Source organism: Halolactibacillus sp. JCM 19043 (assembly GCF_001310395.1).
GTDB classification, from domain to species: Bacteria; Bacillota; Bacilli; order Bacillales; family Amphibacillaceae; genus Halolactibacillus; species Halolactibacillus miurensis.
This window is the reverse complement of sequence record NZ_BAXD01000003.1, coordinates 87,179-110,269: the sequence shown is the minus strand read 5'-3', so window position 1 is coordinate 110,269 and position 23,091 is coordinate 87,179. Positions and strand designations below refer to the sequence as shown.

General features: G+C 38.6%; 21 protein-coding genes and 7 pseudogenes. All 28 read right to left on the bottom strand.

The window, feature by feature from the left end; all coding sequences use genetic code 11:
• Window positions 1-20 precede the first annotated feature (20 nt).
• The 28 genes and pseudogenes from rseP to fliY all read right to left on the bottom strand — a co-directional run bounded on the left by rseP (window position 21) and on the right by fliY (window position 23,028).
• Window positions 21-1,276 (bottom strand): annotated as a pseudogene (gene rseP, locus JCM19043_RS03350) (RIP metalloprotease RseP).
• Window positions 1,277-1,322: 46 nt separating this feature from the next.
• Window positions 1,323-2,107 (bottom strand): annotated as a pseudogene (locus JCM19043_RS03345) (phosphatidate cytidylyltransferase).
• A 1-nt stretch (window position 2,108) separates the two neighbouring features.
• A pseudogene (locus JCM19043_RS03340) lies at window positions 2,109-2,892 on the bottom strand (isoprenyl transferase).
• A 272-nt stretch (window positions 2,893-3,164) separates the two neighbouring features.
• A complete protein-coding gene (frr, locus tag JCM19043_RS03335) occupies window positions 3,165-3,722 on the bottom strand; it encodes a ribosome recycling factor (protein WP_062319976.1) in 558 nt (185 codons plus the stop codon).
• A gap of 3 nt (window positions 3,723-3,725) precedes the next feature.
• Window positions 3,726-4,448: a UMP kinase gene (gene pyrH, locus JCM19043_RS03330; RefSeq protein WP_062319973.1), complete on the bottom strand. Its 723-nt coding sequence runs from the start codon at window positions 4,446-4,448 to the stop codon at window positions 3,726-3,728.
• Between the two features lie 131 nt (window positions 4,449-4,579).
• Window positions 4,580-5,464 (bottom strand): translation elongation factor Ts, encoded by an 885-nt coding sequence (tsf, locus tag JCM19043_RS03325; RefSeq protein ID WP_062319971.1) that lies wholly within the window; start codon window positions 5,462-5,464, stop codon window positions 4,580-4,582.
• Between the two features lie 88 nt (window positions 5,465-5,552).
• On the bottom strand, window positions 5,553-6,296 hold the full coding sequence (gene rpsB, locus JCM19043_RS03320) for a 30S ribosomal protein S2 (protein ID WP_062319969.1): 744 nt from the start codon (window positions 6,294-6,296) through the stop codon (window positions 5,553-5,555).
• Between the two features lie 167 nt (window positions 6,297-6,463).
• Window positions 6,464-6,961: a hypothetical protein gene (locus JCM19043_RS03315; RefSeq protein WP_143103135.1), complete on the bottom strand. Its 498-nt coding sequence runs from the start codon at window positions 6,959-6,961 to the stop codon at window positions 6,464-6,466.
• Between the two features lie 14 nt (window positions 6,962-6,975).
• The gene (locus JCM19043_RS03310; RefSeq protein WP_062319965.1) at window positions 6,976-8,358 is read right to left on the bottom strand and encodes a DUF342 domain-containing protein; all 1,383 of its coding nucleotides are present in this window, start codon (window positions 8,356-8,358) and stop codon (window positions 6,976-6,978) included.
• A gap of 26 nt (window positions 8,359-8,384) precedes the next feature.
• Window positions 8,385-9,143 (bottom strand): FliA/WhiG family RNA polymerase sigma factor, encoded by a 759-nt coding sequence (locus tag JCM19043_RS03305; protein ID WP_062319963.1) that lies wholly within the window; start codon window positions 9,141-9,143, stop codon window positions 8,385-8,387.
• A gap of 19 nt (window positions 9,144-9,162) precedes the next feature.
• Window positions 9,163-9,662, bottom strand: a pseudogene (locus JCM19043_RS03300) (chemotaxis protein CheD).
• Entirely contained in the window at window positions 9,659-10,294 is a 636-nt protein-coding gene (locus JCM19043_RS03295; RefSeq protein ID WP_062319962.1) for a chemotaxis protein CheC, read from the bottom strand. The pseudogene JCM19043_RS03300 and the gene JCM19043_RS03295 overlap by 4 nt, the downstream one beginning before the upstream one ends.
• 8 nt (window positions 10,295-10,302) lie before the next feature.
• Window positions 10,303-10,761 carry a chemotaxis protein CheW gene (locus tag JCM19043_RS03290; RefSeq protein WP_062319960.1) on the bottom strand — a complete coding sequence of 153 codons (459 nt, stop codon included), beginning with the start codon at window positions 10,759-10,761 and terminating at the stop codon, window positions 10,303-10,305.
• Between the two features lie 14 nt (window positions 10,762-10,775).
• Window positions 10,776-11,159: a chemotaxis protein CheW gene (locus tag JCM19043_RS18565; RefSeq protein ID WP_369813741.1), complete on the bottom strand. Its 384-nt coding sequence runs from the start codon at window positions 11,157-11,159 to the stop codon at window positions 10,776-10,778.
• A 78-nt stretch (window positions 11,160-11,237) separates the two neighbouring features.
• Window positions 11,238-11,300, bottom strand: a pseudogene (locus JCM19043_RS18560) (hypothetical protein); the annotation flags it as partial.
• The gene (locus JCM19043_RS03285; RefSeq protein ID WP_369813740.1) at window positions 11,282-12,802 is read right to left on the bottom strand and encodes an Hpt domain-containing protein; all 1,521 of its coding nucleotides are present in this window, start codon (window positions 12,800-12,802) and stop codon (window positions 11,282-11,284) included. The gene JCM19043_RS03285 and the pseudogene JCM19043_RS18560, both read right to left, overlap by 19 nt.
• A gap of 16 nt (window positions 12,803-12,818) precedes the next feature.
• Complete coding sequence (locus JCM19043_RS03280; protein ID WP_062320052.1) at window positions 12,819-13,904, bottom strand: chemotaxis response regulator protein-glutamate methylesterase; 1,086 nt, start codon at window positions 13,902-13,904, stop codon at window positions 12,819-12,821.
• 6 nt (window positions 13,905-13,910) lie between these two features.
• Window positions 13,911-14,456: a MinD/ParA family protein gene (locus JCM19043_RS17255; RefSeq protein WP_062319958.1), complete on the bottom strand. Its 546-nt coding sequence runs from the start codon at window positions 14,454-14,456 to the stop codon at window positions 13,911-13,913.
• A complete protein-coding gene (locus JCM19043_RS17250; protein WP_062319955.1) occupies window positions 14,453-14,767 on the bottom strand; it encodes a P-loop NTPase in 315 nt (104 codons plus the stop codon). Before JCM19043_RS17250 ends, JCM19043_RS17255 begins: the two co-directional genes overlap by 4 nt.
• The gene (gene flhF / locus JCM19043_RS03265) at window positions 14,760-15,938 is read right to left on the bottom strand and encodes a flagellar biosynthesis protein FlhF (protein ID WP_062319953.1); all 1,179 of its coding nucleotides are present in this window, start codon (window positions 15,936-15,938) and stop codon (window positions 14,760-14,762) included. Before flhF ends, JCM19043_RS17250 begins: the two co-directional genes overlap by 8 nt.
• A complete protein-coding gene (flhA, locus tag JCM19043_RS03260) occupies window positions 15,935-17,968 on the bottom strand; it encodes a flagellar biosynthesis protein FlhA (RefSeq protein ID WP_062319952.1) in 2,034 nt (677 codons plus the stop codon). Before flhA ends, flhF begins: the two co-directional genes overlap by 4 nt.
• A gap of 29 nt (window positions 17,969-17,997) precedes the next feature.
• Window positions 17,998-19,086 (bottom strand): flagellar biosynthesis protein FlhB, encoded by a 1,089-nt coding sequence (flhB, locus tag JCM19043_RS03255; protein ID WP_062319950.1) that lies wholly within the window; start codon window positions 19,084-19,086, stop codon window positions 17,998-18,000.
• 4 nt (window positions 19,087-19,090) lie between these two features.
• A pseudogene (fliR, locus tag JCM19043_RS03250) lies at window positions 19,091-19,866 on the bottom strand (flagellar biosynthetic protein FliR).
• 2 nt (window positions 19,867-19,868) lie between these two features.
• Window positions 19,869-20,138, bottom strand: a complete 270-nt coding sequence (fliQ, locus tag JCM19043_RS03245; protein WP_062319947.1) for a flagellar biosynthesis protein FliQ — start codon at window positions 20,136-20,138, stop codon at window positions 19,869-19,871.
• Window positions 20,139-20,152: 14 nt separating this feature from the next.
• Entirely contained in the window at window positions 20,153-20,821 is a 669-nt protein-coding gene (gene fliP / locus JCM19043_RS03240; protein WP_062319945.1) for a flagellar type III secretion system pore protein FliP, read from the bottom strand.
• Entirely contained in the window at window positions 20,814-21,521 is a 708-nt protein-coding gene (locus JCM19043_RS03235) for a flagellar biosynthetic protein FliO (RefSeq protein WP_197274728.1), read from the bottom strand. The genes fliP and JCM19043_RS03235 overlap by 8 nt, the downstream gene beginning before the upstream one ends.
• 4 nt (window positions 21,522-21,525) lie before the next feature.
• A pseudogene (locus JCM19043_RS03230) lies at window positions 21,526-21,889 on the bottom strand (response regulator).
• A gap of 29 nt (window positions 21,890-21,918) precedes the next feature.
• Window positions 21,919-23,028, bottom strand: coding sequence for a flagellar motor switch phosphatase FliY (fliY, locus tag JCM19043_RS03225; RefSeq protein WP_369813739.1), 1,110 nt, complete (start codon window positions 23,026-23,028; stop codon window positions 21,919-21,921).
• Between the last annotated feature and the right edge of the window lie 63 nt (window positions 23,029-23,091).

Here is a 23,091-nt window from a genome sequence, read left to right as displayed (position 1 = left end):
CCACCTTCTTAAACGTAATCTTAAAAGAATAATCGTTGTAAATCATTCCATGTAACAATAATCATGAGTAGCATCAGTAAGGCGAAGCAATAAAGTGCACCAATCCTTCTTTTTCTTGGGAGATGGGTTTACCACGAACGGCTTCAATACCGATAAATAATAACCGCCCACCATCAAGCGCGGGTAATGGCAATAAGTTAATGATCCCTAAGTTGACACTAAGCGCCGCTGTCCATGTCAAGAAACTATAAAAACCAGATTGGACGACTTGGTCGGTAAAATCATAAATGCCCACGGGACCTGACAAGGCATCGACAGTAAATTGACCGCTGATGAGCATCGCGACATTTGTGATAATCATTTTCGACCAGTAAAAGGTTTCATTCAAACTATAAGGAATCGCTTTTAACCATGACCGTTCTACGCCGCGCATCACACCGATGCGCCCAACCGTTTGATCATCGACTTGATAAGCCTCTGGAACCATTTCAAGTGCGATTGAATCATTATGTCGTTCAATTATTAGTGACAACGATTCATTCGGACGACTAGCCACATAGGTTTGAAATTCCATCCACGTGTTAATAGTTTGATTATCAATATTTGTAATGACGTCCCCTTCTATAAGTCCCGCTTCACTGGCAGGTGTATCAGGTAAAACGTCACCAACTTGCGCTTCTTCTACAGGAATGCCTTGCAATCCCGCTAAGAAGAAAAATAACACCGCCGTTAAGACGAAATTCATGAATGGACCGGCGAATAATTGTAGCGCTCGTTTAGTTTTTGATTTAGATCCAAACTGGCGGTGATACGGTGCGATTTGTGTTTTTGTTTCATTCATCACATAATCCGCCGTTTCACTTACTGTATAACGGGTCGTTTCCTCTTCACCTACGATACTTCCTTCGATGAATAAATCGTGCGTTAAATCCGCTTGTCTTACTTCAATCACTTCGGCGAGCGGATACTTTTCTTTGTGATCGATGATAATATCCGAAACGTCTCTGTCTTTATTAAACAATAAGCCAATATGCTGACCGGGTTTTAATTCAATAATCTCTGGGTCCTCACCCGCGACACGGACATATCCCCCCATTGGAAGAATGCGAATCGTATAGAGCGTCTCATTCTTTTTGATTGAGAATATTTTAGGACCAAAACCAATGGCGAATTCTCTTACTAACATACCTGTTTTTTTAGCAACGATAAAATGGCCGAACTCATGCACAAACACAAGCAGACCAAACATTAATATAAACGCAATGACAGTATTCAATCAAGTTGCTCCCTTCATGTCAATCTATTTACTTACATGGCCTTTTTCATCCGATAAATTGAATGAGATATAAAAAAGGAAAGACAAATAACCAGCTATCGAAACGGTCTAATATACCACCGTGTCCTGGCAATAACTTACCAGAATCTTTTACGTGATAATATCGTTTGAAAGCCGATTCCACTAAATCCCTACTTGCCCAACGGCACTTGAGAGTAAAGCGACGAGTCCGACGATGATAATCGATTCATGGACAGGGAATATTAAGTGAAAGGCGACACCTAACGTCGTCGCCAACAACATCCCGCCGACGGCACCTTCAATCGTTTTATTGGGACTAATCTCTGGCCACAATTTTCGTTTCCCAAAAATACGACCCGAAAAATATGCCCCTGTATCTGTGGCTAGAATCACGATAATCGCAAAGAAAATATATTCTAATCCAACGCGTTGTGTCTCAATAAAGTAATGAAAGCCTAAACCGATGTAAATAGCTGTTATAACCATAAAACCAGCATCTTCAAAGGTAAACTTGTTCTTAACGAGCACAGTATAACCTAATAACAGTATAACTAAACCAATCAGCACTTCTTGTTGCGCATTTTTTAATGGCATAAGCGAATCAATTTGCGGTAGTAAAAATACCCATAGAAGCCCCATTGAGAAAATTGTTGGCACTAAATATTTATGCATCTCGCGCATATTAAATAACTCGTATAACCCTAGCGATGAAATGAACAGCATCACTATGTAAAAAGGCCATCCCCCAAATATAACAAATGGGAAAAACAGCAAAATGGCGACAATCGCTGTAATAATTCGTTTTTTCATATCAATCCTCTTCTTTCTCGTTTAATCCACCAAACCGACGTTTACGCTGACTATAGGCACCCAATGCTTTCAGAAATTCTTCTTCATCAAAAGCAGGCCAGTGGACCGGACTAAACCAAAACTCACTATAGGCAAGTTGCCAGAGCAGGAAATTACTTAACCTTACTTCGCCACTCGTTCTAATTAATAAATCCGGATCAGGCAATGCTTTTGTGTACAGATGTTCAGTAATAACGTCTTCGGTAATAGACGCTACTGATAACTTACCATTTTGTACTTCTTCAGCAATCTGTTTAACAGCCTCTGTAATTTCGAACCTTCCACCATAGTTTAAAGCAATGTTAAGGATAAGACCTGTATTTGACTTCGTTCGTTCGACCGCTTCATCCATCGCTTTTCTTGTATGTGTCGGTAATTGATCAAAGAATCCAATCATTGTTACTTTCACATTTTCTTCAATTAACTCTGGTAAATAGTGATTGAGAAATTGTTGGTAATTTCATCAAAAAATCAACCTCTGCCTTCGGACGTTTCCAGTTTTCTGTTGAGAAAGCATAGATGGTTAATACTTTTACTCCTTCACGATTCGCAACCTTTACGATCCGTTTTACATTGTCCATCCCTTCTTGATGTCCTTTGAATCTCGGAAACCCCTTATCTTTTGCCCAACGTCCATTACCATCCATAATAATGGCAACATGATGAGGAATAACCTCTGAAGCATCACTTCTCTTATCTTTAGATACCTTTGTGCTGTCAGATCGATTTAATAAGTGACCTAACATATTTTTTGGTTTATACCATGACATTCATTTATTCACCCTAACCACTCTTTTGATTAATCAAAAAGAAGACTTTAAAGATTCTTCATACAGTTTATCATGTATTCTATATATATTCACTAGTTTCAATTATTTTCTTATGTATGGGTGTATTTTTTTGCTGGTTGTCTTTTTCAAATTCTTTGACTAAAACATCAAAAATGTGATTGATTAAAAAGATACCAAGTGAAAAGAGGTGTAGCAGCTGTGCTACACCTCTTTATTCAATCACATCATCAAACTTCCATAATTTCTGCTTCTTTTTCCTTCGTTAAGAGATCAATTTTAGCAATGTATGTGTCTGTGAGTTCTTGTACATCATCTTGGTAGCCACGTAAATCATCTTCCGTTAGGTCGCCACCTTTTTCAGCTTTTTTCAATCCATCATTAGCATCGCGACGGACATTTCGCACTTGAACTTTTGCTTCTTCAGCGAATTTACCAACCACTTTTACTAATTCTTTGCGACGCTCTTCAGTAAGTGCAGGAATGGCAATACGAACAACATTGCCATCACTTGAAGGCGCAAGGCCTAAGTCGGCTTTTTGAATAGCTTTTTCGATGTCACCAATAGAAGATTTATCAAATGGCGTAATCATTAGTAAACGCGCTTCAGGAACCGAAATCGTTGACAGTTGGTTCAGTGGTGTTGGTGCACCGTAATAATCAACATACACGCTGTTCAAAATGGCAGGGTTCGCACGTCCAGCACGAACAGTTGCTAAATTACGTGAGTATGACTCAATCGTTTGTTCCATTTTACCTTTTGCCTCTTTAATAATTTGTTCTGACATGGTTTATTTCCCCCTTATAATGGTACCAATTTCCTCACCAGAAACGGCCCGCTTAATATTACCTTCTTCTGTGACATTAAAGACTAATAGAGGTATATCGTTGTCCATACATAATGATGACGCTGTTGAATCCATCACACCTAAGCCATCATTTAACATCTTCATGTATGTGAGTTCATCATATTTTGTTGCGGTTGAATCGATCATCGGATCTGCGGTATAAACACCATCAACATTATTTTTTGCCATTAGAATGACTTCTGCATCAATTTCTGCTGCACGAAGTGCCGCTGTCGTATCCGTAGAAAAATATGGATTACCTGTACCAGCAGCGAAAATAACGACGCGTTTTTTCTCAAGATGGCGCATTGCCCGACGTCTAATGTATGGTTCAGCTACTTGGCGCATTTCAATGGATGTTTGAACACGCGTTTCAACTCCACAGTTTTCTAAGCTGTCTTGTAAAGCAAGTGAATTCATAACCGTCGCCAACATACCCATATAGTCAGCATTTGCACGGTCCATTCCCATTTCACTACCGACTTTTCCGCGCCAAATGTTTCCACCACCAACAACAACGGCAACTTCTACACCTAAGTCGACGACTTCTTTTACTTGTTCAGCAACCGATCGAACAATTTTTGGTTCCAGACCATACCCTTGTTCACCACTTAATGCTTCTCCACTTAATTTCAATACAATGCGTTTGTAACGTGCTGCGACCATAATTACCTCCATTATGTAGAATTTAATTCTATCTTACATGAACTTTTAATTCTAGACAAATATTTTTAAAGTTTTCCTAAAGAAAAGGGAACACGGTGTGCTCCCTTTTTAATTCAAACATGTTTACCTCATTATTTTTTAACTTGATTCATAACTTCTTCAGCAAAGTTTTCTTGACGTTTTTCCATGCCTTCGCCTACTTCATAACGTGCGAAATCAACAATTGATGCACCTTTATCCGCGACTAATTTCTTCACTTTTTGATCCGGATCTTTAACGAAACTTTGTTCTAATAGACAAATTTCTTCGAAGAATTTGCCTAAGCGACCTTCAACCATTTTCTCAACGATATTTTCTGGTTTACCTTCGTTAAGAGCTTGTTGCTTAAGAACTTCACGCTCTTTTTCAACTGTTTCAGCATCTACTGCATCACGTGATACAAAACGTGGATTGACAGCAGCAATGTGCATTGCAATATCTTTTGCGAAGGCTTCATCTGTAGTGCCTTCTACAACTGTAAGGACACCAATGTTACCACCCATATGGATGTAAGCGCCAAAAGCATCGTTATCAGTTTTTTCAGCAATGATAAAGCGACGAAGAGAAAGTTTCTCACCGATTTTAGCGATATTGTTGTTGATGAATGTTTCAACTGTTTCGCCATCACCGTGTAATGGTTGTTGTAACGCTTCTTCTACGTTCGCTGGTTTTTGGCTAAGTAAGTGCTTAGCTAATTCACTTAATAGTGCTTTAAATTGATCATTTTTAGTTACGAAGTCAGTTTCACAGTTGACTTCGAATAATACCGCTGTATTACCTTCAGTCAATGTATAAGCTGAACCTTCAGCTGCAATACGATCAGCTTTTTTAGCCGCTTTTGAAATACCTTTTTCGCGTAGGTAATCAATGGCTTGATCCATATCACCATCAGTTTCTTGAAGTGCTTTTTTACAGTCCATCATACCTGCGCCTGTTTTTTCACGTAATTCTTTTACCATACTCGCTGTTACTGCCATGTAAAATTCCTCCTTAGAATGTAAGTTGCTTAGACGTCGCTTTAAAAAAGGTGATAAAAGGTTACCCTCTTATCACCTCCGTTAACGTTTACTCTTCTGAAGCTACTTCTTCAGTTACTTCTTCAACTGTTTCTTCAACAGCTTCTTCTTCACCTTGTTTTACTTCTAAAATAGCATCAGCCATTTTACCAGTAAGTAATTTAACCGCACGGATTGCGTCATCATTTGCTGGAATGACATAATCAATCTCATCTGGGTCACAGTTAGTATCAACGATACCAACAATCGGAATATTTAATTTGTGAGCTTCAGCTACCGCAATACGCTCTTTACGAGGGTCAACGATAAATAAAGCATCAGGAATTTTCTTCATTTCTTTAATACCGCCTAAGAATTTAACCAGACGATCTTTTTCTTTAAGAAGTCCTACAACTTCTTTCTTTGGAAGGACATCAAATGTGCCATCTTCTTCCATGCGTTCGATGTCTTTAAGACGAGTGATACGCTTACGGATTGTACCGAAGTTAGTCAATGTACCACCTAACCAACGTTGGTTAATGAAGTATTGACCTGAGCGGATTGCTTCTTCTTTAACTGATTCTTGTGCTTGTTTTTTCGTACCAACGAAAAGAACTGTTCCACCGTTTTCAGCAACTTCTTTAATGAAGTTATAAGCTTCTTCCACTTTCTTCACTGTTTTTTGTAAATCGATAATGTAGATGCCGTTACGCTCTGTGAAGATATATTTCTTCATCTTTGGGTTCCAACGGCGTGTTTGGTGTCCGAAATGTACACCAGCTTCAAGTAGTTGTTTCATTGAAATAACTGCCATGTTTTTTTTCCTCCTAATAGGTTTTTTATTTTCCTCCGCTAACATCCTCAATATAAAAGACTTAAACATGAAAATAATTAAGCACCCTTTTACATTTCAACTAGCGTGTGTATTTAACACCGAGAACTAATATATCACATTTCATACATGAAGGCAAGCCTTCCACTTCAGTTTTTGTGAAATTTTATGATCAATGCCACTTCCGTTTTCCCTCGGTTTAATGCTTTAGCAATTTGCTCAGGCGTCTCACCCTTCTCGTACCGTTCAATAATCTCCGCTTGATACGATTTTTGATAAGCAACGGGCTGGTCTTCTATCGCATCAACGAGTGGCGTATAACTCTGTTCCTTAGACACTGACTTTTCAGCTTGGTCTTTGCTTATTTGTTCATCTTCATCTAAATGATGCGTCACGGAAGTTGATGAAGCGTTCTTTTCTATGTCTTGTTTCTGCATAGTGTTAAATGCATCTAATAACCGGTCATTCTCTTCTTTCATTTCTATGAGATACGACATCAACAGTTGCTCAAGTTCTTTTTTCTCTTCTTGGAATGTATGTTGCTCAGATTGATACGATTGTTGCTTTAGATAGTAATGTCTTAGAACAATAAACGTCACCATATGCAATAAAAAACTTAGTAAAATAAGGAGGTATTCCATTGACATTACCTACCTTTCTCTCAAGATCCTCGGTTTGATATCGGTGTAATCATAATTTCACCGTCTTCTAAGTAAGCGCGCGAATATTTATACGCTTTTTTCGTTGTTTCTTGGTATTTTCCGAAACAAAGGTCAACGTTTGGATAGAGTGTACCTTTCGCTAATAGACTCGCTTCATTTTCTTCTCCGATCGAAACAGTTAATGTCGCTTTCTTAGCTTCAATTTTCATTAATTTATCTTCTGTCAGCTGTAACGTATTTTTCTGTTTTAATAACAAAATCCGTTCTTTTGAACTGAGACCACCTGCTTGTGCTTTTGCCTCTAAACCCTGACCTAATTTTTTTAACTTTTTTACGTCTTCGAGTAACGTGTCACGTGCTAAATCCAATTGCTTTAATATTTCCATTGATTTTTGGTTGACAGCGATAGCCACGGTTGTTTTTGTGTCCATTTTATTGCCAATGTCTTTGGCTTCAATCGATTCTCCTGCAGAACAAACTCCACCAATAATATGGCCCGATTGACAATATATGTGGGACTGTGCCGTACATTCACTATGCAGAATTGAGTTATTCACATTGATATTTTGACCAGCAATCACCGTCGCTTGATTAATATAACCGATGTTAACATCCACACCCGCTTCTATCATGCCTTTTTTCATACCAACAATACCTTCAGTAATATGTACAGATCCCCCCGCTGTCAGTTGGCTCGCTTCAACGAGGCCATAAACGTACACATCACCTGTCGCTTCTACCGAATAACCTTCAGGTACGTTACCCCGAATTGAAACTGAACCTTCAAACTTAATATTCCCTGTTTTCATTGATACGTCTTCGTTTACCTCATAAGTGTTAAAAACACTGATTTTAGTATGGCCAATACTCGGCTTACCGATGATACTACTATAAAAACTCAACGTCTCATCATCAAAATAGACATTTTCACCTGCGGTATATTTGACGTTTTTTCCTTTTCTTCCATGAATGACTTTGCCATTAACTTTAAAACCATCCTGTTCTTTCGTAGGCAACGTGATCGTAGCAATCTTTTCATCTTTTTCAACCGTCGGGATTTTATGTATATCTCTAAAACTTTCACGTTCTTCTATATTCACAGTATCTGAGTCTTTTGTTAGAAAACGAATCGTACCATCCTCACCATCGACTGCTGTTTTACCCTCAGCAAGTAAAACAGGAAACGACAAGCCCGAATCTTTTTCGATAAGGCGGTTCAGTGACGCATTTATCAATCCTGCTTTGACATGTTGGGCTTTTAACCACCGTTTAAATGCTTCTGCTTCAATTTCCCCTTCAGGCCATCCCTCATTTAATGTGAGATAAGCTGCTAGCTTATCTTCTGTGATTGTTATTTCAAAAAAATCATCAAATGCTACCACATGATCGGCTCCTTTTGTTGACTGTTTTATATTTTTTGTAAAACATGTCGCAATTTAAAAACAGCTTGTTTGTGAATTTGTGATATTCGTGATGTGGTTAAATTAAGAACATGTCCAATTTCAGTGAAGGTTAGTTCATCGTAATAAAATAAACTGACAACGAGTTGTTCATTTTTATTCAGAGCTTTTATCGCCTCGGCAAGCTCTTCATGATATTCTTCTTTTATCATGGCTTCTTCAGGAGTAAGTTGCTGATTATCAATAATCGAATGACCGATACCTTCTTTAAAATCATCACTATTCTCACCGCTTTTTTCTTCAATAGATAAGAGGTTACTAAACAGTTGATCTTTAATCGTCTCTTCAACCTCTTGTCGGCTAATACCTACATGCTCACCAATTTCATCGGCTGTTGGCTCACGCTGTAAGCTTTGAGTCAATGACTGAATCGCTTGTTCAATTTTCTTTGTTTTCTCTCGCGCAGACCGAGGCAACCAATCTTCTTTTCTTAATCCATCAATAATGGCCCCTCTAATGCGGAAAGAGGCATATGTATCAAATTTCAAATCTCGTTCCGGCTCAAATTTATTGAGTGCATCAAATAAACCAAAAAAGCCCAAACTTCGAATATCATCGCGTTGGACACTTTTCGGTAAATGCACACCTATCCGTTGCGCGTGAAAATCTACTAAGTATTGATAATGTTCGACAAGACGATTAGCTATGTCAGGACTACGTGAATCACTCCACGCTAACCATAACTGATTTAATTTGTCTAAAGTCACAGGTAATCGCCTCCATTTCTTATAAATCTTGCGTCCCTTGATTGACTGTTCGAACATTCAGTAACAAGGTTTCAGTAGAAAATTCAATCGTGCGCCCACTCTTGCCACGGACATCTTCCGCCACAATAGGGATACGTTCTGTTTCTAAAAACTGCTTCACGGCCACAACGTTACGTTCGCTACTCTCAGCATATCATTCGTTGAGCTAAATGAAAACATTTGAGCGCCACCGGCAATTTTAGCCTTTAGTTGATAGCGCTTTGCTCCTTTGTCTAATAAAGTCTGTAACAATACAGGTAACGACGTATCGGCATATTTATAGACGTTGATATTATCTTTTTTAGCTGAGGTTGAATCAGGTAACATGACGTGTGCCATCCCAGCAATTTTAAGTCGGGTATCATAAATAACAACACCTACGCATGAACCTAAGCCTGACGTTCGCAAATGCATCGGTGCTTCAGCAAACTTTAAATCAGCAATACCGACTTTAACTATATGGTCTACTAATGTTTTCATTCATCATTAACTCCAAGCTTGTCAAATAAGTGATCAAATGAGTCGGGATCAGGTAACAAGAAAAAGTGTCCTTTAATCGGATCGCCTTCATCTTCATGGTCATCAATTAACGTGTCAATCACCATTGCATAATCACTTACTTGGGAAATTTCGAGCAACCCTTCTGCGAGGATTGCACCTGCCATGTCGATCGTGAGTAACGGAATAGAAGGTTGAAGACTTCCACCGATGAAATCTGACAAGGCAGATAAATAGGAACCGGCTAAAATATTACCGATTTCTTGCAGTGCTGATAAAGCCATAGGATTATCTGGGTTATTAACAACCGAAAAATCATCGATACCGGTTAATTGTTTAACAAAACTTTCTGCTTCCTCGGGAGAGAGAATAAAAAACATCTGTCCTGGCGCTTCACCCTCAATACGGAGAAAAACGGCTGTAATCACTTCTTCTGGTCCACCAACTAGATTCATCATCTCTTCAAAATCAACGACACGTACCGATGGTACGTGCATATCGATTTTTTTATTTAACATTTTTGATAAGGCTGTTGCCGCATTACCAGATCCAATATTACCAATCTCTTTCATAACATCTAATTGAAGTGGGGTTAATGTTTCGATAGAAGCCAATTCATCACCTACTTCTCTTCATAAAATTCTTTTAGCACATCTGTAGATAAAATCTCATCAATGTTCAGTAAAATGAGTAAGCGTTCATCATACTTTGCCACGCCATTAATATAATCAATTTTTACTGTACCGATTGTTTCAGGTGCTGGTTCAATTGATTCATTCGGAATATCTATGACATCGTAGCATGCATCAACTATAAGGCCTACATCCTTTTCATCATGTTGAATAATGATAACCCGTGTAGCCTCTGTTTCTTTTTGAGCTTCAAAATTAAAGCGCTCGCGCAGATCAATGACAGGCGTCACAACGCCGCGTAAGTTAAGGACGCCTTTAACGAACGGTGGAACGCCCGGAATACGTGTAATGGGCATAACACGCTCAATCGCGCCTACTAAGTCTACGGGTAATGCATACTCTTCATCGTTTAATTCAAAGACAATCGATTTTAAAAATTCTAAAGCCATTGTTATACCTCCTCTTACTTAATTAATGCATCCGTATCAACAATTAGGGCTACTTGACCATCACCTAAGATGGTTGCACCAGAAATTGCAAAGACGTCTGTTAAATAGTTTCCTAATGATTTTAATACCACTTCTTGTTGACCAATAAAGGAATCAACAATAAGACCCGCCATCTTCTCACCTTGTCTAATAATGACAACAGAGTAAAAGTCATCTTCCTCTGTTTCACCAGGAACATTAAAGATATTTGACAATGATACAAGTGGCACAACGCGTCCTCTAAAGTCAATCACCGGCTGATGATGAGCTGAAAGGATATCCTTTTTATTAACAATAGCTGTTTCAATGATTGAAGATAATGGAATAGCATATTTTTCATTTTTAACTTCTGTTAACATGACAGAAATAATTGACAATGTTAAAGGTAGTTGAATAACAAAGGTTGATCCTTCATTGTATTTAGAGTCAATGGTAATATTACCACCGAGAGATTCAATCGTATTTTTTACAACATCTAACCCTACGCCTCGACCTGAAATATCTGAAATCGTATCAGCTGTTGAGAACCTGAGGCCATAATAAGCTGGAATACTTGTTGATCAGAATAGCTCTTAGACTCTTCAAGTGTTAATACACCATTGGCAATCGCCTTTTTAAGAACTTTCTCACGATCAATCCCAGCCCCGTCGTCAGCAATTTCAATAAAGACGTGATTCCCACTATGATAAGCGTTTAATTTAAGCGTACCTTGAGTAGGTTTACCCTTGGTTTCCCGTTCACTTGGTGTTTCAATACCATGATCTAAGGCGTTACGGATTAAGTGCACAAGTGGATCACCAATCTCATCAATCACCGTTCGATCAAGTTCTGTCTCAGCACCATAGATTTGTAAGTCAATGTCTTTATTTAAGTCTTTAGCTAATTGACGCACCATACGTGGGAAACGATTAAAGACTTGATCCACAGGTACCATCCGCATTTTTAAGATAATGTTCTGCAAATCTCCAGAGATACGTGACATATGTTCCACAGTTTCTTGTAATTCATTATTTTTTAATGTCGTTGATATTTGCTCCAAGCGACCTCGGTCGATGACTAATTCTTCGAATAAATTCATCAAAGCATCCAAACGATCGATGTTCACACGAATCGTTTTACTAGAAAGTTGTGACTTTTTCTTCGCATTTGTATCGGTCGATGTTTGCTCTTGTTCGGCTGATTCCTGTTTAGATACTTCATCCGTATCAACTGATCTTTCCGCCGTAACATCACGATCATACGCTTGAATTTCTAGTTCTTTTACAACAACAGTATCAATCTCAGACACTTTGTTTATCTTAGCGGAAACATCTTCTGCTGAGTCTTTCGTAACTAAAACGACCGTAAAGCTATAATCAAACTTTTCTTCTTCAAGTTCTGGTACAGATGGCGACGATTTGATCACTTCTCCGAGTTTTTCGAGAATTTCAAATACCATATAGACACGTGCTGCTTTTAATAAAGTCGTCTCTTGTAAGGTGACAGTGACTTGATAATTGTTAAATCCACCTTCAGCTGATTGTTGTAAAACTGTTAGTTCGAATTCATCTAAAGAGACATCAGTATTAACCATCGCTTCGGTCGGTTCATTTGAAGCTGACGTTGTAACAGCTTCAACGTTCTCTCCGTTTTCCATCGCTTCTAATTGGTTCACAAGACTTTTTACGTTCTTTTTACCCTCACCACCATCGATGATATCTAAAACCATCGCTTCAAGTGCATCAACAGCCTTAAAGATGACATCTAACATCGCTTCATTAAGTGTCACTTTATGATTACGAATGGCATCTAACACATTCTCCATTTTGTGAGTTAAGTCAGCTAAATCTTGGTATCCCATTGTCGCTGACATACCTTTTAACGTATGAGCAGAACGGAAAATTTCATTAACGATTGAAACATCCTCTGGATTCTTTTCTAATGTTAACAGATGATCATTTAACGCTTGAATATGCTCTTTACTTTCTTCAATAAATACATCTAAATACTCATTCATCTCCATCACATTCACCTCTCACTTAAACTAATTTGACAATACGCTCACTAATCAGCGTTAAAGGTTCAACAAAATCAACTAATTTTGTTTTTTCCGCTGCTTGAGGCATACCGTAGACAACACATGTTTCCTTTGATTCTGAAATCGATTGAGTGAATGGATGCTGTTCTTTCATTTGTATTAACCCATTCGTACCATCGGATCCCATACCAGTCATAATCACACTTATTAGTTCAACACCTCTAAGTTCAGCTAATGACTCGAATAACACATCAACGGCCGGTTGGTGGCCATTTCTGTTCTCTTCTTTGGAAATACTGATGCGGAAGCCTTTACTAGATTTTTTTACTCGCATTTGGAACCCACCTGGGGCAATATAGACTACACCAGGGTGCAACATATCTCCGTCCTCGGCTTCTTTTACCGTCACTTTTGACAATTGATTGAGTCGGTCGGCTAAAGATTTTGTGAAACCCGCTGGCATGTGCTGTACAACAACAACCGGCGCGTTTAAATCTTCAGGTAATTGCGTGATGACTTGTTGCAAGGCACGTGGCCCACCTGTTGATGTACCAATACCGACAATTTTTTTAAATGCCTCTGGTTGGTCGCCGAGCGGTTTGGCTGGACGCATGTGGGTTCTTTCTGGTCTTGGCACGAGCTTTTTAATCGGTAAAGTTGGCATATCTCGCTTCAGTGTTTTTACTTCAACTTCAGCAGCTTCTAACACCTTACTTATTATTTCGTCTTCTATGTCTTGAATGTTTAGAGAAATAGACCCAGAAGGTTTTGGAATGAAATCAACAGCACCATATTCCATTGATTCTAAAGTCTTATCCGCTCCTTCTCGCGTAAGACTTGACAGCATAACGACAGGTCTTGGATCATTAGTCATTATTTCTTTTAAGGCTGTAATCCCGTCCATAACCGGCATTTCAATATCTAATGTAATGACATCTGGTTGATGTTGCTTAATCTTATCTAGCGCATCTTGACCATTTCTAGCCGTATCGATGACATGGATACGCGCATGGTCTGCTAAGATATTTGAAATCATTTTTCTCATGAAGGCGGAATCATCAACAACAAGCACGTTTACTTTTTTCATCATGATCTACCTCTCCTTGATTAACTTCTTTAATTTTGATATAAATCCTGACGTTTGCGTCGTTGGCTCTGCACCGGGATTGATTAAATAATGAGACATTAAGTCATGTATGTCTTTGGCAATCGTTGATTTTGGATCGGATAGGATAAAGGGTGTCTGTTTGGACACAGCTTTTGATACAATTTTATCATAAGATAGCTGTCCAAGTGACATGATATCTTTATTTAGAAATTGATATACCACCCGCTTCAAGCGTTCAATGGCCATCATACCTTCTTTTTTTGCTTGCACACGGTTCATAATTAAATAAAATGGCAGATCATTATTGCGGGCATGAACATGTTTAATCATGGCATAAGCATCCATCATAGCCGTCGGCTCTGGGGTTGTTACGACAAAACACTCATCGGCCGATAAAATATAAAACAAACTTTCCCTTGTCGCTCCTGCGCCCATATCGAAAAAGATATAATCGTACTGAGCAAGTACGCGATTAAACTGATCTAGAAAGAAATGTATTTTTTCTTCATTCATTTGAAAAATATCCGTCAAACCAGAACCAGCTGTAACGTAAGCGAGTCCTTGACTTGTCGTTCAATCACCGTTTCAATATTTAAATGTTGTTGAAACATGTCAACGATGGAGTACTTACTTTGGAGTCCGAGTAAGATATCTATATTACCCATACCTATATCTAAATCAAAAATCATTACTTTTTTACCTCTATTAACAAGATCGATCGCTACGTTAAGTGTAATATTGGATTTTCCAACGCCACCTTTGCCACTGATAACGGCGATGGTTTTCGCTTCGTGTGCGCCTTTATTCATTTGTCTTCGTAATTGTTGTGCTTGATCATTCATGTTGTTGTGACCTCATAATGTGTGAAGATAAGTAACGTGGTGTCGCACGTTTAATGTCGTCTGGTACATCTTGTCCTGTCGTGACATAGCTGACACCTAGCGATGATTCCATCACTAAGTCAACGATGACACCTAGTGTATCTGTTTCATCCAGCTTCGTTAAGATAAACCCTTTTAAAGGAATCTTATCAAATTGATGATAGATCGCAAGGATATCTTTCGGCTTTGCTGTTAAACTTAACACTAAATATGTTTCAATATCTTTTGATAAATCAACAATTTGGCCTAACTCCCGAATATATTTTTCATCTTTAAAATTACGTCCTGCCGTATCAACAAACACACGGTCATATTCTTGGAACTTTAGCCGTGCTTTTTGGTAATCCTCCACGGTATAACAAACCTCAATCGGAATATCTAAGATTTTCGCATAAGTTTTTAGTTGTTCGATAGCCGCAATCCGGTAAGTATCTGTCGTAATCATGGCAACAGATAGCTTGTCTTCCATTAAACTCTTAGCGGCAAGCTTAGCAATGGTCGTTGTTTTACCAACACCGGTAGGGCCGACAAGGTGAATGAATTTTGTTTGAAAATTCATGACACCTGAGGCTGTTTCATAAAAATAGTTCGTCAGTCTTTCTTTCACTTGATTTTTTATATCATCATACACGAGGGTTTGCTCATCGTTTTTATCCATTACTGCTTGAATGAGCCTCTCTGCCTGTGATTTGGATATGTCTTCTGCTAATAATTCTTGATAAACCATATCATAACTAGCAGGAAATTGACTTTTTTGATCCGTTGATTCTTCCATCCATTTCCTTAGTGAACGAAGTTCTTCAAGCACGATTTGTTGCTCTTTTTCCGCCTTCGTTTCGTTTGTAATAAAAGATTGAAGGGAGGCTTTTTTTTGATTCCCTTGCTGGTCAGCTATTTGGTACGGTTGCGCTTGTGAAACAGGTCTTTGAGGTGATGGCTTTTTTATCGGTGATGGCTTCTGTTGTGGGTCAACAGCTGCGACCACCTCAATATTCTTCTTTTTAAATAAACCTAAAAACCCACCTGTTTCGACTGTTTTACTGTTTAAAATAACCGCATCCGGTCCGAGTTCTTTTCTCACTTGTTGCATCGCCTCAGGCATTGATTTTGCGATATACTTTTTTAACTTCACGTCATGTTCACCACCCCTACACTTTGGACATCTAAGTTCGGTTCCAATTCATTATACGATAACACCACAACATGAGGGAAGAACCGATCCAACAGTTGTTTCATATACATACGAATGGTCGGTGAGCACAAAATAATCGGGTACTCTTCATGAAGAGAAATCTTCTCAATTTGATTTTTCACCGCATGGATTATACGCTGTTGTTTATCGGGGTCTAACGCTAAATAATTACCATGCTCCGTTTGTTGAACGTGTTCAGCCATCGTTTGTTCTACTTCACCAGCCACGGTTATAACTTTCAGTTCTGATTTACCTTGCGAGTATTGCTTCGTAATTTGTGATGCGAGCGACTGTCTCGCATACTCACCAAGTAATTCCGTATCGTTTGTCATCTTCCCAAAATCAGCTAACGTTTCAAAAATAACCGGAAGATTTCGAATCGAGACTTGCTCGCGTAATAGTTTGGCTAATACTTTTTGCACGTCCCCTACAGATAAGACGTCTGGCGTGACCTCATCGACTAAGATAGGATACGATTCCTTCAAATGATCAATCAGTTGTTTTGTTTCTTGACGTCCGAGTAATTGATGCGCATGTTTTTTAATGACCTCGGTAATATGCGTTGCCACAACAGATGGCGGATCGACCACAGTATAGCCATTGAGCTCAGCATCATCTTTTAGTTCTTCTGTGATCCATTTCGCTGGAAGACCAAAGGCTGGTTCCGTTGTTTGAATACCTTCTAAATCATCACCATCTAAACCACCAGTCATGGCCAAGAAGTGATCCAACAATAATTCACCTGCTGCTACTTCATTACCCTTTATTTTTAGTGAATAAGCATTCGGCTGTAGTTGAATGTTGTCTCTAATTCTTACTACTGGAATGACTAAACCAAGTTCAATCGCCAGTTGTCGTCTGATCATCACGATGCGGTCCATTAAGTCACCGCCTTGACTCGCGTCAACCAGAGGAATGAGAGCATATCCGAATTCAAATTCAATCGGATCCATACTGATTAAGTCGACCACATTTTCTTGAGAACGCATATCTTCTGTTGTTTCTTCTTCTTCGACTTCTGCCTCATCGACAAACGCTTCCGTTTTGGGACGTTCTAGTAAGTAGCCACCTCCAATCAGAATCAAAGCGATGATCGTCGTTAATACTGAATTAATCGGAGTAAATCCAAATAGAAAGATGGTTCCACCTGCTACATATAATAGTTTAGGATATTGTAGTAATTGCCCGGTAACATCGGTACTTAAGTTACCTTCAGATACCGCACGGGTCACGATAATACCTGTTGCTGTTGAAATCAGAAGCGCAGGTATTTGACTGACAAGCCCATCCCCAACTGTTAACTGCATGTAGGTTGATAAGGCTTCATTGAAGCTCATCCCTTCTTGCAACATACCGATAATTAAACCAAAAATGATATTGATCATGACGATAATAATACCGGCAATGGCGTCTCCTTTGACGAATTTACTCGCACCATCCATGGCCCCGTAAAAGTCAGCTTCGCGTTCGATTTTTTCACGACGCTGTTTCGCTTGTTGTTCATTGATCAGTCCTGCGTTTAAATCTGCATCAATACTCATCTGCTTACCAGGCATCGCATCTAACGTAAAACGCGCACCCACTTCTGAAACACGCTCTGAACCTTTTGTAATAACTAAAAACTGAATAATGATTAAAATGACGAACACAACAAAACCAACAAGCGGATTGCCACCAATAACAAACGTTCCAAATGTTTCAACCACATTACCCGCTGAACCTGTACCTAAAATAGATCGTGTCGTTGAAACATTAAGACCTAACCGAAATAGGGTCAGTAATAGTAAGAGCGATGGCAAAATCGAGAACTCTAATGGTTCTGATGTGTTCATCGCAACTAAAATGACAATGAGGGAAAGTGAAATATTCGTCAATATTAAAATACTTAAAAGTATATCTGGTAGTGGAATAATTAACATCACGATAATCGTGATGACAAATAACACAACGGTAAAATCTCTTGCTCGCATAAATGTTTACTCTCCTTACCCTCAGAAAACTAAGCTTTTTTCTCTAAACGATAGACATAGGCAAGTATTTCAGCCACTGCCTGATAATACGATTCATCAATATCTTGACCAATCTCAACGTCCCGGTATAGGGCGCGTGCTAATGGACGATTTTCGATAATCGTCACCTCATGGTGCGTCGCAATTTCTCTCATCTTAAGGGCGACATAATCGACCCCTTTTGCCACAACGAAAGGTGCTTGGTGGGACCCATTACTTTCATCATATTTAATCGCCACCGCATAATGTGTAGGGTTAGTAATAATGACGTCAGCCTCAGGTACCTCACTCATCATACGACTCATCGCCATCTGACGTTGTCGCTCTTTAATTTTTGATTTGATTAGCGGGTCGCCTTCAATATTTTTATATTCATCTTTAATGTCTTGTTTAGACATACGAATATTTTTTTCATAATCATATCGTTGGTATATATAATCTAATACACCAATAATAAATAAACTAATCGCGCCAGCAATACCGATAAAAATAGTCGTCTCACCAAAAAAGGCAAGGGCGGTATCTAAATCTTTAAAGGCTAACATAAAAACGTCATCTTTTCTCATCCATACAACCGTCACCGTCACAGCCGCCACAAAACTAATTTTAAGTAATGACTTGACCAGTTCAACTAAAGCACGGGGAGAAAATAAGCGTTTAAATCCTGAAATCGGATCAATTTTATCTAACTTAAAGGCAAGTGGTTCTGTCGTAAATAAAAAGCCAATCTGCGCTAAATTACTCGCTACACCGCTTATGAGTGCGACACCTAATACAGGTGCAATCGTTAAGCCGATATAACCTAGTACTTCGACAATAATTAATTGAATGGAATCAAAGGTTAACGTCCACTGCGTATATTCTGAAAATACTTTCGTTAATAGATTCGTTAATCGCATCTTCCAAAATGAACCGAGCAACATAAAGGTTAAAAAAATCATAAATAGCGCCACAGCCGTATTGATATCTTGGCTTTTAGCGACTTGTCCCTTTTTTCTTGTGTCTTCTCGTTTTTTTGGTGTTGCTTTTTCTGTTTTTTCACCAGAGAAAAATTGGAGATTCAGTTGTAAATAAGTCATGTAATTAACCTCCAAGAATACGCATAAGCACTTGCATCATTTCAATAACATAATGTACGAGACGCTTCACTAAATCAATATAAGCGATCATAAACAAACTTAGGACAAAAAGTGCCACGCCAATCTTAAGCGGAATGCCGACGACGAATACATTTAATTGGGGTACTGTACGAGCGATAATGCCTAACGTCACATCAACTAAAAATAACGTGCCCACAATGGGAATCGCCATCTGAAAGGCAATTAAAAAGAGTTGATTAAAGATATTAACGGCCGTCACTAACAATTGATCTTGCCCTAAATCAATGAGTTGGTCCACTTGGATGACATCAAAGCTATGGATTGCTCCTTGAATCAGGAGATGATGACCATCGACGGCAAGGAGAAACATTAACGCAATGATATATAAATATTGACCAATAACAGGTCCTTGCGCACCTGTTTGTGGGTCGATGACATTTGCGATCGCAAAGCCCATTTGAAAATCAATAAAGTTACCTGCAATTTGAATAGCGGACATAATAATATAAGCGACAAAGCCAATAATTAAACCGATAATGACTTCTTTTATAAGCAAGAAACAAAGGTTAAATCTAAATCAATAATCGGTAACTCCATGGTAAACATCATCATCATGCTCACAAAAGCAGCAAAACCGATTTTAAATTGCGTGGGAATATTGCGATAAGAAAAAATCGGTAACGTCACAAAAAATCCTGCAAGTCGACCAAAAACAAGTAAAAAAACCGTCACCCAATCGAGTTCAATAACAGCTAGCATCGTTATCTAATAACCGTAGTAAGATTCTGAAAAATCTCCGTAGTAAATTGCACCACTTGCGTGAGCATCCACGGACCGAAAATAACTAAGCCGAATAAAACAGCGACAATCTTTGGGATAAAGGCTAAGGTTTGCTCTTGGATTTGTGTTGTTGCTTGAAATATGCTGACGAGTAGACCGACGACAAGTGCTAAAATAAGCAGGGGGCCTGCCACCATTAATACGGTCGTAATGCCACGTTCAGCTAATGAAATAACAAATTCTCCACTCATACTTTCGCCTCTTTCTAATTAAAACTCGATAATAATGCTTCTGATATTAAATACCACCCATCCACTAAGACAAATAAAAGCACTTTAAACGGCAATGAAATCATAACTGGTGGCAGCATCATCATCCCCATCGACATTAAGACACTGGCAACGGTCATGTCAATGACAAGAAACGGAATGAAAATCATAAAACCCATTGTAAAAGCAGTTTTTAATTCACTAATCGCAAATGCCGGGACTAAAGCTGTCAGTGGAATGTCTTCGATTGTTTCAATTTCAGGTGCTTCAATATAGTTTAAAAATAAAGCTAAATCCCGTTCACGGGTATGATCTGCCATAAACATCTTAATGGGTGTACTCGCTCGTTCATACGCTTCCTCTATGTTGATTTCTTCGTCTAATAATGGCGTTAAGGCTTGTTCATTAATCTCTGAAAAAGTTGGCGCCATAATAAAGAAAGTCATAAATAAGGCAAGGCCAACCAATAATTGATTAGGTGGCATCTGTTGAGTTGCGAGTGAGGTACGTGTAAAAGACAACACGATAATAATTCTTGTAAAGCTGGTCATTAAGATTAGTATACCAGGAGCTAGTGAAAATACCGTTAGTAGCAGTAGTAACTGAACAGAGGTCGCTACATTTTCCGGATCACTTGAACTAAATATATCAATAAATTCATTCATAGCGATCATGCCCCTTAATATCTTCTCTTATCTTTGACTGTTTATTTTTCATCTGTATTAATTCACCTTCGAATAACGCCGAAAAGGATGCTTTATTTGTGTGATCGGAAGATGTTATATCATTGTTTTTAAATTGTTTTTGTTGCTGTAAAGATTGCGTAACTTTTGAAAAAAGGTCAGCACCTGGTGCCTCTTTGTTACTTAACAGTTGATCAATAAACGCTTGATCTGTTACTTCTGTTAATAATTCAACCGTATCACCTACACCAAGTAGATACACAGTGGAACCAACTTTTACAAGTTGTACCGACTTGTTCATACCAACAGAAATTCCTCCAAGGTTTTCAAGGTTTTTTAATTGCCCCTGTTTTGACGTGAATTTATTCATCAGTTTAAGTAAGACGTAAATAAGCACAACGACAAGTGCTAATGCTAATAGAAATCGAATGACTAAGCCCCAAAAACTAAGCGTGTCATCATTATCTTCAAATAAAGATGGCGTCGTTTCCGCTGGTGTTTCTGCTTGATCGTTCAGAACCTGATTGTTGCCATCATCTGATTCCGATTGGTTTGTTTCTGATTCATCTGTGGAAGATTGGCGATAAGCATCAAGTACGGATCCATTATCGTCTTCAGCGAGGACAGTATGCGGAAACAAACAAATAAACATAATAAAACAAAGGCTAATCCAACGTTTCATCATATTATCCTAATGCTTTATTGATGGCCTCTAACACACGGTCAGCTTGAAATGGCTTAACAATAAAGTCTTTCGCTCCCGCCTGAATAGCATCGATTACCATTGCTTGTTGTCCCATTGCTGAGCACATAATAACAGTCGCATTTGGATTGTGTGCTTTAATTTCTTTTAATGCTTGAATCCCGTCTTTTTTCTGGCATGGTAATATCCATTGTCACAAGGTCTGGTGTTAGTTCAGTATATTTTTCTACAGCAACTTGTCCATTTTCAGCTTCCCCTACGACATCAAAGCCATTTTTAGATAAAATATCTTTAATCATCATTCTCATAAATGCTGCATCGTCTACGATTAATACTGTATTTGCCATGGTTGTTTCCTCCTAAAATGTCTCCATTATTATCTTAGTTTTTTTAGTCGATCACTTTGACTAATAATTTCTGTTACTCTCACACCAAAGTTCTCATCAATAACGACAACTTCACCTTGTGCAATAAGCTTATTGTTTACATGAATATCAACCGGTTCACCGGCGAGTTTATCAAGTTCTAAAATAGAGCCTGTCGATAAATCTAAAATGTCTTTAACTGCTCGTTTCGTGCGACCGAGTTCTACTGTCACTTGTAGCGGAATATCTAACAGCATATCTAAATTGCGCTTTTCATGTTCCGGCAATTGGATCGGTTCAAACGCTTGGAAACTTGCTTGTTCGATGTTTTGTTGATTCGCCATCGGTTCACCCATATTTCTAGGCTGACGTGGTGGCTGTTGATACATTTGTTGTTGCGGCGCCTGATTCATATTCAGTTGCGGTTGTGTCTGTTGTTGTGGCTCTTGCGATACCTGATTAGGAGTCTCTTGCACTGGTGGCGCGACTTGTTTTGGTTCTTCTTTTGGACCATTTAACAACTCATCAACCATTGCTTTCGCAAAAGATGGCGGTAATAACTGCATGATTTTCGAATCAATCAATGACCCAATCTTTAACTGGAATGAAACTTTAATGATAAATTCATCATCCGGAATATATTTATCACTTTCCTCTGTCCCCACTTCTAACATCACCGTTTGAGGGGGAGAAATGTCAATGCGTTTTGAAAACATCGTTGACATGCTCGTGGCGGCTGTTCCCATCATTTGATTCATTGCTTCCTGGACGGCACTCATATGGATTTCATTAAGTTCAGTTTCACTATTAGACCCATCGCCACCTAGCATTAAGTCTGCAATAATTGACGCATCACTTGATTTTAAGACGAATAAATTATCCCCTTCAAAACCTTCTGTGTACTCGACTTCAACACCGACATGAGGATGCGGAAATTCTTGTTCTAACTGATTACGTTTAACAATTGAGATCTCTGGTGTCGTTATATCTACTTTTTGATTTAATAATGTCGCAAGTGTCGTTGCTGAACTACCAAAAGAGATATTACCAATTTCACCTAATGCATCTATTTCAATATCTGAGAGAATATTTGCGGTATCTTCTAGTGTCTCATTTGTCACGTCGTTTGTTTCTGTTTCTTCTTCATCTGATGTTCCGTTTAGTAGAGCATCAATCTCTCTTGT